Consider the following 12,592-nt stretch of genomic DNA (forward strand, 5'->3'; position numbering starts at 1 on the left):
GCGTAGGAAGTCTTGAGAAGGGCTGTCCCTAGTACGAGAGGACCGGGACGGACGAACCTCTGGTGTGCCAGTTGTTCTGCCAAGGGCATGGCTGGTTGGCTACGTTCGGGAGGGATAACCGCTGAAAGCATCTAAGCGGGAAGCCTGCTTCGAGATGAGGACTCCCACCTCTATAAGAGGGTAAGGCTCCCAGTAGACGACTGGGTTGATAGGCCGGATCTGGAAGCCAGGTAACTGGTGGAGGTGACCGGTACTAATAGGCCGAGGGCTTGTCCTCAGTTGCTCGCGTCCACTGTGTTGGTTCTGAAACCACGAACAGCCCCACGTTTCACAGAGCGTGGTGCGGCTGAACAGTTTCATAGTGTTTCGGTGGTCATAGCGTGAGGGAAACGCCCGGTTACATTCCGAACCCGGAAGCTAAGCCTCACAGCGCCGATGGTACTGCAGGGGGGACCCTGTGGGAGAGTAGGACGCCGCCGAACAAATATTGGGAAAACCCCCGCATCTTCGATGCGGGGGTTTTCTGCGTTCTGGGTTCGGGAGACCTCAGAAGGTCACGTCCGCCGTGGTGGCCGTGCCGCCCTTTCGGCCCGGAGCCTCCTGCCACTCCCAGTAGAGATTCGTGTGGGAGATGACCTGCTGCGGAGCCGGCGCCCCGTACTGCGTGAGGTCCTCCGTGGTGTGGGCGTCGGAGACCAGCGTCGCGTCGTACCCGCGGACGATCGCGCCGTGCAGAGTGGAGCGGATGCAGGCGTCGGTCTGGGCGCCGGTGACCACCAGGCGGCCCACGCCACGCTCGGCCAGCACGGACTCCAGCTCGGTGGCTTCGAAGGAGTCGCCGTAGCGCTTGTGGACGAGCGGCTCGCCGGCGTCCCGGGTCAGCTCGGGGACGTACTGCCAGGGGGCGCTGTCCGGCTTCAGTTCGTCGCTGGAGTGCTGGACCCAGATCACCGGGACCGCCTCGGAACGGGCCTTGGTGATCAGGGTGTTGATGTTCGTGATCACCTCGTCGCGGTTGTGGGAGCTGTCCACCACCCCGTTCTGCACGTCCACGATCAGCAGGGCGGTGTTCGGTCGGTTCGGCAGAGTCGTCATGGCGTCCACCGTAGAGGGGGGCACTGACAACGAGGGCCGGGTGAGCGGCGTAAAGGGGGTGAGCGGGGTGGGACGCGGGGGCTAACGTGGGCCGCATGAGTGTTATGACCAGCGGTGATTACGTCGTCCGTGCGATACGGGCCGAGGAGTGGCAGGCCGTCAAGCAGCTTCGGCTCGTCGCCCTGCGGGACCCGGTGGCCGACATCGCGTTCCTGGAGAGCCACGAGGACGCGGTGGGCCGGCCGGACTCCTTCTACCAGGACCGGGCCGCCCGGTCGGCGGAGGAGCCCAGTGGCGCGCGGCAGTTCATCGCCGAGACGCCGGACGGGGAGTGGGCCGGAACGCTGACCGTGCTCATCGAGGAGGCCGGGACGACGGACTGGGCCGGGCAGCCGGTCGAGCGACGGCAAGGGCACGTCGTGGGGGTGTTCGTCAGGCCCGAGCACCGGGGGAACGGGCTGATCAAGGCGCTGTTCGACGCCGGTGTGGCCTGGGCGCGGGAACAGGGCGCTGAACGGGTGCGGCTGTTGGTGCACGAGAGGAATCCGCGGGCCCAGAGGGCGTACCGCAAGGCGGGCTTCGTACCGAGCGGGGTGCTCGTGCCGTTCGACAAGGACGACACGGAGTCCGAGCTGGAGCTCGTGCTGGAGTGGCCGTCCTAGACCGGCAGTTCCCGGTGCGGCCAGCGGGAACGGGCCTGTTCGTGGGAGCGGAGCAGGGCGAGGGTCGGCAGGCCCTGGTCCGGACCGGTGGTGAGCAGGTCGGGCAGCTGGGGGAGGGGAGCCACGGCCGCCACGTCGTCCAGGACCAGGGTGAGTGGTGGGTCGAGCCGACCGGAGGATGACCGTTCGGCCATGCGCCGGCCCTGCTCGACCACGCTAGAGACGAGGGCCGTCAGGAGGGGCATCGCGCCGGGGTTGGTCCTGGGGTCCTCGATGGATTCGCCGACCACATAAAGCGTGCCCCCTTCGTCCACGAAGGAATCCAAAGCGAGGGCATCGGATCGGTTGGGATTGCAGGCCTCGCGGATGTTGACCGTGAAGAGGGCGGACAGCGCACGCGCCGTCAGTTCCTGGGCGATGTCCCGGCGTTCCGCGTGTGCGGTGAGCGCGGCCTCCAGCTCGCCCGCGGCGCCGGGGGCCGCCTTCGGGTGGGTGCGGAGGGTCCGTACGGCGTCTTGGACGCCCGTGCCCTGCGCCCAGCGGTGGACATGGCGGATCGTGCGGTTCTCCAGGGCGGCGGCGTGCAGGTAGCTGCGGAGCAGGGTCTCCGCCGTGTCCGTGACCGCCTGGTCGATCTTCGCGGTGGGTTTCACTGGGGTGAGCAGGGCCTGGGCGCGCAGGGCGGCGGTCTGCTTGTCCGCGCAGCCGGTCGTGGGGGACCAGTGGAAGCGGGCGGGGGTGTCGCAGAGGTGGTTCGGGTCGTAGAGGAGGGCCGGGCCGAGTTTGGCTCGGGCGTCCTTGGTCTCGGACCAGACGGCGGGGTTCGAGGTGACGACGAGGGCGGGGCCGGCCGCGTCGCGGATGGCCTGGGTCGCGGTCGTCCGGCGGGTTTCGACGGGGGCGAGGTGGATCTTCGCCCAGCTGCCCACCCGTTCACCGTTGATGGAGGAGTGAGCGTCGAGCCCGGCCGAGGCGGAGGCGGGGGCCGAGAGGCCTCCGACAAGGCCCGGAGTGACCTGCTCGGTGGCGGGCGCGGGGACGGCGGGGCCCAGGGGGACCTGCTCAGTGCCTGTCGCCAGGACGGCCGGGCTCGGGGCCTGGACGGGCGCTCGTGTCGGACTCGGGGCCGCGTCGGGCGTCGTCGCCTGCCCGGCTGTCGCCTGCCCGGCTGTCGTCTGCCCGGCTGCCGTCTGTCCGGCTACCGCCTGTCCGGCTGTCGTCCTCCGGCTTCTTCGGGCCGCGCGCCAGCGGGCCACCGTGCCCATCACGAACACGCCGAGAACGAGCAGGATCATCAGCTGGCCGAGGAACAGGCCCCAGAACAGTCCCCACCCGGACAGCCGGGCCGCCGGGGTGTCCGGCCAGGCGCCCGTCACGTCGTGCGGTTCGCCGATGAGGTGGCGCATCGCCGGCGGGGTGTGGGTGAGGGTGACCGTCGACGGCCAGCTGCCGTGGGCGAACCAGGCGGCCAGTCCCGTCGCCGTCCACACCAGCAGGGTGACCCCGAGCAGGAACCCGAGTATGCCGATCAGCAGGCCGTCGGGAACACCGCCACCGCTGCGGTGTTCCCGCTCCTCCCGAGGGTCCGGTCTCACGAACGGCCTCCCTATGCCACCGTCGACTCGGAGTCGCCGAGGTGCTGCTCCACGAAGGCCGCCGCCCGCTGTTCCGCCTCCAGCTCGGCGGCGCGCAGCGCGTCGTCGGCGTCGGTCAGGTCGCTGGAGGACTCGGTCATCGCGCGGTCGGTGAAGACGAGCGGCCGTTCCGTCTCGGTGACCAGGTGTTTGACTACCTGGACGTTGCCGTTGACGTCCCAGACCGCGATGCCGGGGGTGAGGGTCGGGATGATCTCCACCGCCCAGCGGGGCAGGCCGAGGACCCGGCCCGTCGCCCGTGCCTCGTCCGCTTTCTGGGCGTAGATCGTCCGGGTCGACGCCATCTTCAGGATCGCCGCGGCCTCCTTGGCCGCCGCGCCGTCCACGACGTCGGACAGGTGGTGGACCACCGCGACGAAGGAGAGACCCAGGCGCCGGCCGAACTTCAGCAGGCGCTGGAACAGCTGGGCCACGAACGGACTGTTGATGATGTGCCAGGCCTCTTCGACCAGGAAGATGCGCTTCTTGCGGTCCGGGCGGATCCAGGTGTGCTCCAGCCACACGCCGACGATCGCCATCAGGATCGGCATGGCGATGGAGTTGCGGTCGATGTGGGACAGGTCGAAGACGATGAGAGGGGCGTCGAGGTCGATGCCGACCGTGGTGGGGCCGTCGAACATGCCGCGCAGGTCACCGTCGACCAGGCGGTCCAGGACCAGGGCGACGTCCAGGCCCCATGCCCGTACGTCGTCTATGGCGACGTTCATGGCCTCGGCCGACTCGGGTTCGGGGTGCCGTAGCTGCTCGACGATGTCCGTCAGGACGGGCTGGCGGTCGAGGATGGTCTCGTTGACGTAGGAGTGGGCGACCTTCAGGGCGAAGCCGGAGCGCTCGTCGAGGCCGTGGCCCATCGCCACCTCGATGATGGTGCGCAGCAGCGCGAGCTGGCCCGTCGTGGTGATCGAGGGGTCCAGGGGGTTGAGGCGGATGCCGTGGTTGAGGGCCGCCGTCGGGTCGAGCCGGATGGGGGTTATCCCCAGCTCCTCCGCGATGAGGTTCCACTCGCCGACGCCGTCCTCGCCCTGCGCGTCCAGGACGACGACCTGACGGTCGCGGAAGCGCAGCTGCCGTAGGACGTAGGTCTTCTCCAGGGCCGACTTGCCGTTGCCGGACTCGCCGAGGACCAGCCAGTGCGGGGCGGGCAGTTGCTGGCCGTAGAGCTGGAAGGGGTCGTAGATGTAGCCCTTGCCGGAGTACACCTCCCGGCCGATGATCACGCCCGAGTCGCCCAGGCCGGGGGCGGCCGTGGGGAGGTAGACGGCCTGGGCCTGGCCGGTGGAGGTGCGGACCGGGGAGCGGGTCGTCTCGACCTTCCCGAACAGGAAGGACGTGAAGGCTTCGGTGAGGACGGACAGCGGGTCCCTCATCAGCGCATCAGCCTCTACCTTCGGATTCCGGTGGCGAAGGGCAGTGTGTTCACGAAGGCGCGGTGGTGCTCGCGGTCGCACCACTCCAGTTTCAGGTACGACTTTCCGGCGGACGCCCTGATGGTGCGCTTGTCGCGGTTGAGGGCCTCGGGGGAGCGGGAGGACACCGTGATGTAGCCGACCAGGTTGACGCCGGCGGCGCCGCTGGCCAGGTCCTCGCCGCGCTGGTCGAGGCGGTTGTGGGCGGCGATGTCGCGGGGGTCGACGGTCCGGTTCATCTTGGCGGCGCGGGACGCCTCCGCCTCGTCGTTGGTCTTCTCCGTGAGCATGCGCTCGATGGCGACCTCGGTGGGTTCGAGGTCCATGGTCACGGCGACGGTGCGGATGACGTCCGGGGTGTGGACCAGGAGCGGGGCCAGGAAGTTGACGCCGACCGGGGTCATCGGCCACTCCTTCACCCAGGCGGTGGCGTGGCACCAGGGTTCGCGGGTGGCGGACTCGCGGGTCTTCGCCTGGAGGTACGTGGGCTCCATGGCGTCCAGTTCGGCCGGCCAGGCGTTGCGCTTGGTCATCGCCTGGATGTGGTCGATGGGGTGGTCCGGGTCGTACATGGAGTGGATCAGGGAGGCGAGGCGGCCCTGGCCGAGGGGCTGCCGGACGCGGATGTCCGCCTCCTGGAGGCGGGAGCAGATGTCGGTGAGCTCGCGGGCCATGACGACGGCGAGCCCGGAGTCACGGTCCAGCTTGCGGCCGGCCTGGGGGCGGGCTGCGCGGGCCATCGCGTTGGCCTCGGCGGCCAGTTCGCGGGAGTAGTGCATGCAGGCGACGAGGTAGGCGCGGTGCTGCTCGCTGCTGGTGGAGACCATGGACTGCAGCTGGTCGTACGACTGCGCCAGCCAGCCCGGTGCCCGGTCGTCGCCGCGCTGGGCGACGTCCTTGGCGTGTGCGTCGGGGTCGGCAGGGAGGGTGCGGGCGAGCATCTGGAGGCGGGTGACGAAGCCGTCGCCGTTCGCCACGTGCTTGAGGAGGGTGCCGAAGCGGTCGACGAGGGCTTCCTGGTCCTCGGAGTCGCGCAGGCCGACGCCGGGTCCCTCGATCTCGATGGCCGCGGTGACCGTCTTGCGGTCGGCGTGCAGGAGCACGGCGATCTCGTCGGGGCCGAAGGGGGCGGCGAGCCAGCTGATCCGGCCGATGCCGGGCGGCGGGCCGATCTCGACCTCGCGGCCGTCGATGCGGGTGCCGGCCTCGCTGGCGGTGGAGCGGTAGACGGTGCCGGTGCGCAGGGTGCGCTTGTAACTGCGGTTGATCTCGAACCACTTGTAGAACGTCCGGCGCTTGTACGGCACGTAGACCGCGGCCAGCGCGAGCAGCGGGAAGCCCATGAGCAGCACGATGCGCAGGGAGAGGATCGGGACGAGGAGTCCGCACATCATGCCGAGGAACGCGCCGACGATGATCAGGCCGATCTCGCCGGACTCGCGGTTGCGGCCGACGATCGCGTTCGGCCGGGCGCGGCCGATGAGATACGTACGGCGGGGCGTCATCGGATGGGACAGATGGGACTCGGTCGTCAACGCCCCTCACCTCCCGAGCTGTTGTTGCGGGTGTTGCCTGCGTGCGGGGTGTTCACCGGGCTGGGCGCGCGGGGCGCGGGCGCGGCGGAGGGGACGGCTCCGCCGCCACCGGTCGAGGCGCGGGTGCTGTGGGCGGCGACGCCGCCCGAGGCCGGGTTGGACGGGCGGGCGGCGGAGGAGCCGCCGGACGAGCCGCCGCCGCCGTTGTTGTCGGCGCGCGCGCTGTGGGTGCGGATGCCCTGGGCGACCAGGTTGGCGGGGCTGCTGATGACCGCGGCGGCCTTGCCCTCGGCGCCCTGCATGATGCGGTTGTTGCGGCCGTTCGCGATCTCGTCGCCGAAGCCGGGGACGAAGCGGTAGATCATCGCGCTGGCGAAGATGGCGAGCAGGATGATGGCGAGGCCGGAGACGACGGCGGAGAAGGCGTCGGGGCCGCCGTCGGAGGAGAGCGCGCCGGCGAGGCCCAGCACTATCACGATGACCGGCTTCACCAGGATGACGGCGATCATGATGCCGGCCCAGCGGCGGACGTGGCCCCACAGGTTCTTGTCGACGAGGCCGGCGTAGACGACGGTGCCGAGGAGGGCGCCGACGTAGAGGAGGGCGGCCCTGATGACCAGCTCCAGCCAGAGCACGCCGGCGGCGAGGATGCTGACCAGGGAGACGACGATCAGCATGATGGGGCCGCCGCCGATGTCGTCGCCCTTGTTGAGGGCGTCGGAGAAAGTGCCGAAGAAGGTGTCGGTCTGGTTGCCGGTGGTCTTCGCGAGGACGTCGGTGACGCCGTCGGTGGCCGATACGACGGTGTAGAGGATCAGCGGGGTGAAGGCGGAGGCCAGCACGGTCAGCCAGAGGAAGCCGACGGCTTCCGAGATGGCGGTGGTGAGGGGGACGCCGCGGACCGCCCGCTTGGCGACGGCCAGCAGCCACAGCAGCAGGGTGAGGATCGTCGACGCGGCGAAGACGACGGCGTACTGCTGGAGGAACTTCTCGTTGGTGAAGTCGACGTTGGCGGTCTCCTTGACGGCCCCGCTGAGCTTGTCGACGGTCCAGGAAGCAGCCTTGGCACACCCTTGAGCCAACGAGGCGAGCGGATCAAGGGTGGAGGAGAGCGGATCGGTGGAGGAACCGGAGGACCCGCTGCCGCTGCCGCTCTCGCAGAGCTGCTTGGAAGGGCCACTGATTCCGGCGCAGTAATCGCTGCTGGGGGACGGCGAGGCGGTGGGACTGGCCGACGGCGAGGGTGCTGCCACGGCCTGAGTGGCCAGCAGGACGGCGGTTGTCTGTACGGCGGTCAGCACGCCTGCGAGCTTCAGGGCGCGACGCGGGCTACCGGGCATAAGTGAACCCTCCGTACTGCTCGACGGCCTTGCTGATGGCATCGGAGGTAGAGGCCTGGTCGTCACCGGGAACCGGCGCCGGCCCGTCCGTCTGGGTGTCCTTGCTGACCTTCCAGTCGTTGCTGTCCCAGTGGAGGTCGAAGGTCCAGGTTTTCCAGGTGGTGGTGACGGGGTTCGTCGAGGATGCGCCCGACATGCCAAGAAGTCCCACGTACCAGACGGAGACCTTGGCGTCGCTGTCGCTGTACTGCTCGGCCGTGGTGCCCACCGGGACCGTGCGGGACACGAAGGTGCTGCCCTGCGGGGCGTTGCCGTTGGCGTCGAGGCCGAGCTTGCCGAGGAAGCTCGCCGAGTAGGCCGTGTCCATGGCGTTCTGGAGCTTGCCGGCCGCGGTCGCCGTGTAGAGGCCGTTGACGATTCTGTGCCGGCTGTCCTTGTTGAACATCCCTGTCGAACCCAGCGTCACCGCGTAGTTCGCCGCCGCGCTCTGTGCCCCCTGGCTGGTGTGGGCGAAGCCGGTGGGGATGGTGCCGGATTTTGTTTCCACCGGCTTGGTGCCGCTGGCGGCCGTCGAGGACGTGGCCGGCTGGTCGGCGTTGCCGCTTCCGTTGGTCGTCGTGGACGACGACGAGTCGTTGCTGTCGCCGTCGCCTCTGTTCGCGAAGGCGATCGCCGCGATGAGGAGGACGACGACGCCGACGACCGTGACCAGGCTCCGTGAGGAGGAGCGGCCGCCGCGGCGGGCCGCGCCGCCGTACGGGTCGTCGGGCAGCCGGGTGCGGGTGTGGCCGGACTCCGGGTAGCCGGGCTCGTCTCCGAGGCTCATGCCGCGTACTCCCCCTCCACGTCGTACCGGAACGCGTAGCAGTACGACGGTAGCCGTGCTGGTTCCCGCGCGGGCGCGGTGTGGTGACTCGACATCAGGGAAACGCAACCTCGGAGCGGGGAGGGAAGAGGTCCAGGCGCCTAGACGGCCATGCCGTACACGATGGTGAACAGGGTGCCGAGTGAGCCGATGATGAAGACTCCGGTCAGTCCGGCGATGATGAGGCCCTTGCCCTGTTCGGCACTGAAGGTGTCACGGAGCGCCGTGGCGCCGATGCGCTGTTTGGCGGCACCCCAGACGGCGATGCCGAGGCAGATGAGGATGGCCACGGCCATGACCACCTGGATCATCGTCTTCGCCTCGTTGCCCAGGCTGCCGAAAGGCCCCCAGTCCGGAGCGATTCCGCCGATGATGGTGTTGATGTCTCCCTTGTCGGCCGCGTAGAACATGTAAGTCACCGCCCCTGGTGGGTAGTTCTGGCCGCCCCTGCCCGGTGCAGAGGTCACGCTCTATTCTCGCTGACAACGCCGCCGGAGTATGTCGACTTGACGTCATTGATTGGCGGGTTTCGTACGAAGGGCTCGTACGGTCACTCTGTGTATCACGGCAGGTCACGCCGGGCAATGAGGCCTGAGCGGAACCTGTGGTGTGGTTCCGTCGTTGACCCCTTTCACGCCCTGGCACGCTTTTTGACGGCCAGTCGGGTGAACGCCACCGATCCGATGTTCTCATGACGAACGGGCCGCGGCTGGTTGCCGCGACCCGTGGGGGAGACCGTGCGGGGAGAGGGGCCGGTGTTAGTTGGCGAAGGCGCTGACGCCCTCGGGGGTGCCCCAGCCGGTCGGGCCGTCGTAGCCGGTCTCGGCGGTGCAGAAGTACGCGGTGGAGCAGGAGCCGTTGTAGCCGCTCGTCACGTCGTTGAGGGACGAGGTGCCCGCGTAGTCGTAGGGGTACTGGGCCGGGTAGGTGCCGCTGGCCGGGGTGCCCGCGAGGGCGTAGACGCCGGCGATGATCGGGGCGGAGACGCTGGTGCCGCCGAAGGTGTACCAGCCGGCGGTGACGCCGTAGGAGTCGTAGACGGAGACGCCGGTGGCGGGGTCGGCGACCGCGGAGACGTCGGACTCCATGCGCTTGGTGCAGCCGGTGTCGGTCTGCCAGGAGGGCTTGGCGTCGTAGGAGGAGCAGCCGGAGCCGGTGCCCTCGGAGCTGGAGGTGCGCCAGACGGTCTCGGTCCAGCCGCGGGTGGTGGAGGACGTGGAGAGCTTGGTGCCGCCCACGGCCGTCACGTACTGCGAGGTCGCCGGGTACTCGGCGCCGTAGCCGCTGTCGCCGGCGGAGACGGTGATGGCGACGCCCGCGTGCTTGTAGTACGAGGTGTCGTACGACGTCTGGGAGGAGGACTCGGAGCCGCCGTAGCTGTTGGAGACGAACTTGGCGCCGAGGGCGACGGCCTCGTTCTCCGCGGTGCCGAGGTTGGCGTAGCTGGCGCTGGTGGCCTCGACGAGGGTGATGTTGCACAGCGGGCAGATCGCGGAGGCCATGTCGAGGTCGAGGGAGATCTCCTCGGACCAGCCGGCGTCGGAGGAGGGCAGCGAGGTGGTGGAGCCGGTCTGGGAGACCTTCTTGAAGCAGCCGTTGGCCGTGGTGCAGGCGGACAGGCCGTAGTACGAGCGGTAGGTGGCGAGGTCCGCCTCGGCGTTCGGGTCGTTGTAGGCGTCGACGATCGCGATGGTCTCACCGGAGCCGTTGGAGGCGGCGGCGGAGGTCAGGCCGTAGGCCGACCGCAGGTTGGTGGGGCTGTAGCCGGACGGGGTGGAGGCGTCGGCGGCCTTGGGGGTGATGCCGGTCCGCGCGGCTTGCTGCTTCTGGAAGGCGGTGAGGCCGCCGGTGACGCGGTAGGACTTGCAGGTGAGGTCGCCCGTGTGCTTGGGGGTGGCACAGGGGGTGGCGACGTAGGTCACCTTGCCGGCCGCGGTGGGAGTCGCGTCGGCCTGGACGGCGGTTCCGAGGCCGGCGAACAGCAGCGCGGCGGTGGCCGTCGCGGCGGTGCCCAGTCGGCGCCAGCCGCTGTGCAGCGAGGATCTGTTGGGGGGCGTGGAACGCATGCGTGCAGCCTCCTGATGTTCCTGATGGGGTGGAACAGTTCGAACAGGGGCGGTGCGGGTGCGATCTGGTGAGGCGGTCCGCGAAGAGAATCCTTTGTTGAGTACGCGACAACAAGGGGCTTAGGGAATCCTTACTTCCGCATTGCCGAACGCGGCCTTCGTGTGACCCGGTGATGGCCGCCCGTTGTCCTGCGGGTGACGGGTGCTTGACTCGACTCACAGCTGGTTCACGGGAGTTGCCAAGGCGCGAAAACGGCAGGTCGCGAAAGACGGGCCACGGCCGGATGCCGTGGCCCGTCTCTCTTGCGGTGCCGCCGAGGGGACCCCACGTCCCCCTCACGGTGGCGGCTCCCCGTGACCCGACGGGGAGGTCGGTCTCCGAAGGGCTCAGCCGGTGAAGGCGTCGGTCCCCTCGGGGGTGCCCCAGCCGGTCGGACCGTCGTAGCCCGACTCGGCGGTGCAGAAGTACGCGGTCGAGCAGGAGCCGTTGTTGCCGCTCGTCACGTCGTTCAGGGCCGAGGTGCCGGCCGCGTTGTACGGGTACTGGGCCGGGTAGTCGCTGCTGCCCGGGGTGCCGGCCAGGGCGTACACCGAGGCGATGAGCGGCGAGGAGGCGCTGGTGCCGCCGTAGGTGTTCCAGCCCGTGCCGTCGGCGCCGTAGGAGTCGTAGACGGAGACGCCGGTGGCGGGGTCGGCGACCGCGGAGACGTCCGCGATCATGCGCTTCGAGCAGCCGGTGTCGGTCTGCCAGCTGGGCTTGGCGTCGTAGGAGGAGCAGCCCGAGCCGGTGCCCTCGGTGCTCGACGTCTTCCACACCGACTCGGTCCAGCCGCGGCTGTTGGAGGAGGTGGAGAGCTTGGTGCCGCCGACGGCGGTCACGTACCGGGAGGCGGCCGGGTACTCGGCGCCGTACGCCTCGTCACCGGCGCTCGCGGTGATGGCCACGCCCGCGTGCTTGTAGTACGAGGTGTCGTACGACGTGTCCGACGACGACTCGGAGCCGCCGTAGCTGTTGGAGACGAACTTGGCGCCCAGCTTGACGGCCTCGTTCACCGCGGTGCCCAGGTTGGCGTCGGAGGCCGACTTCGCCTCGACCAGCAGGATGTTGCAGTTGGGGCAGGTCGCGCTGACCACGTCGAGGTCGAGGGACTCCTCGCCGGCCCAGCCGCTGTCGGCGGACGGGAGCGAGGTGGTGGAGCCGGTCTGGGAGACCTTCTTGAAGCAGCCGTTGTCGGTGGTGCAGTCCGAAAGGCCGTAGTACGAGCGGTAGGTGGCGAGGTCCGCCTCGGCGTTCGGGTCGTCGTACGCGTCGACGATCGCGACGGTCTCGCCCGAGCCGTCGGAGGCGGCGGCGGAGGTCAGGCCGTAGGCCGACTGGATGTCCGAGGGGCCGTATCCGGTGGGGGAGTCGGACGCGGCGTTCGGCTTGACGGTCCTCGGCGCGATGCCCTTGAGGGCGGCCTGCTTCTCCATGAAGGCGGTGGTGCCGCCGGTGACCCGGAGGGCGTCGCAGGCGGCGAAGCCCTTCTTCGGGGTGGCACCGCAGCCGGCCTTCTCGTACTGGACGTGGGCCTTCGCCACCTGGGCGGCGACGGTCTTGGCGCTCACCCTGTGGGTGACGTCCGCGGTGGCCGCGGTGGCGTGCGCCGCGGTGCCGAGGCCGGCGGCGGCGAGCGCCGCGGTGGCCGCGAGGGCGGTGCCGATCCGGCGCCGTCTACCGCTGGTGTGGGGGGTCTCGGGGGTGGTCGTACGCAACGTACAGCCTCCTGGAAGAGGGGACAGAGGCCTGCGGGCGGGGGGCCACCGGTGTGGTTGCCGGTGGGGGCGGCGGCCCGCGACGAACCATCGCGTTGTTGGGTACGCGACAACAAGATGGGTTTCGGAATCCTGACTTCCGCGTTACTGAAGCGCGGCAAGGGCTTACTGATCATTGGGGGCCGGATGGCCGGAGGTTGGGGTTCGATTGAC

At 69.5% G+C, this 12,592-nt stretch carries 10 protein-coding genes and 2 rRNA genes; 3 read left to right on the plus strand and 9 right to left on the minus strand.

Translation table 11 applies throughout. The features are described from left to right. Positions 1-277 (plus strand): 23S ribosomal RNA (locus MB828_RS41985); the annotation flags it as partial. 88 nt (positions 278-365) lie between these two features. Then, positions 366-482, plus strand: a 5S ribosomal RNA gene (gene rrf, locus MB828_RS41990). Positions 483-546: 64 nt separating this feature from the next. Here the strand turns inward: rrf and MB828_RS41995 are convergent. After that, a complete protein-coding gene (locus MB828_RS41995) occupies positions 547-1,095 on the minus strand; it encodes an isochorismatase family protein (protein WP_133026822.1) in 549 nt (182 codons plus the stop codon). Between the two features lie 95 nt (positions 1,096-1,190). Here MB828_RS41995 and MB828_RS42000 point away from each other — a divergent pair, with 95 nt between their 5' ends. Next, the gene (locus MB828_RS42000; protein WP_430381508.1) at positions 1,191-1,757 is read left to right on the plus strand and encodes a GNAT family N-acetyltransferase; all 567 of its coding nucleotides are present in this window, start codon (positions 1,191-1,193) and stop codon (positions 1,755-1,757) included. Here MB828_RS42000 and MB828_RS42005 read toward each other — a convergent pair. From MB828_RS42005 to MB828_RS42040, 8 genes are all read right to left on the minus strand, one after another. Continuing rightward, positions 1,754-3,352: a type VI secretion protein gene (locus MB828_RS42005; RefSeq protein WP_301652761.1), complete on the minus strand. Its 1,599-nt coding sequence runs from the start codon at positions 3,350-3,352 to the stop codon at positions 1,754-1,756. The two genes, MB828_RS42000 and MB828_RS42005, sit on opposite strands and share 4 nt — an antisense overlap. A gap of 11 nt (positions 3,353-3,363) precedes the next feature. After that, positions 3,364-4,779, minus strand: a complete 1,416-nt coding sequence (locus MB828_RS42010) for an ATP-binding protein (RefSeq protein WP_133026819.1) — start codon at positions 4,777-4,779, stop codon at positions 3,364-3,366. 14 nt (positions 4,780-4,793) lie between these two features. Next, positions 4,794-6,353, minus strand: coding sequence for an SCO6880 family protein (locus tag MB828_RS42015; protein WP_301652762.1), 1,560 nt, complete (start codon positions 6,351-6,353; stop codon positions 4,794-4,796). Beyond that, positions 6,350-7,693 (minus strand): hypothetical protein, encoded by a 1,344-nt coding sequence (locus MB828_RS42020; protein ID WP_301652763.1) that lies wholly within the window; start codon positions 7,691-7,693, stop codon positions 6,350-6,352. Before MB828_RS42020 ends, MB828_RS42015 begins: the two co-directional genes overlap by 4 nt. Next, a complete protein-coding gene (locus MB828_RS42025; RefSeq protein ID WP_301652764.1) occupies positions 7,683-8,519 on the minus strand; it encodes a hypothetical protein in 837 nt (278 codons plus the stop codon). The genes MB828_RS42020 and MB828_RS42025 overlap by 11 nt, the downstream gene beginning before the upstream one ends. Before the next feature lie 140 nt (positions 8,520-8,659). Beyond that, positions 8,660-8,968: a hypothetical protein gene (locus MB828_RS42030; protein ID WP_046732870.1), complete on the minus strand. Its 309-nt coding sequence runs from the start codon at positions 8,966-8,968 to the stop codon at positions 8,660-8,662. 348 nt (positions 8,969-9,316) lie between these two features. Then, the gene (locus MB828_RS42035) at positions 9,317-10,624 is read right to left on the minus strand and encodes a S53 family peptidase (RefSeq protein WP_301652765.1); all 1,308 of its coding nucleotides are present in this window, start codon (positions 10,622-10,624) and stop codon (positions 9,317-9,319) included. A gap of 387 nt (positions 10,625-11,011) precedes the next feature. Further along, a complete protein-coding gene (locus MB828_RS42040) occupies positions 11,012-12,379 on the minus strand; it encodes a S53 family peptidase (RefSeq protein ID WP_133026815.1) in 1,368 nt (455 codons plus the stop codon). Between the last annotated feature and the right edge of the window lie 213 nt (positions 12,380-12,592).

It is taken from the genome of Streptomyces arenae, assembly GCF_022343545.1.
GTDB classification, from domain to species: Bacteria; Actinomycetota; Actinomycetes; order Streptomycetales; family Streptomycetaceae; genus Streptomyces; species Streptomyces humi.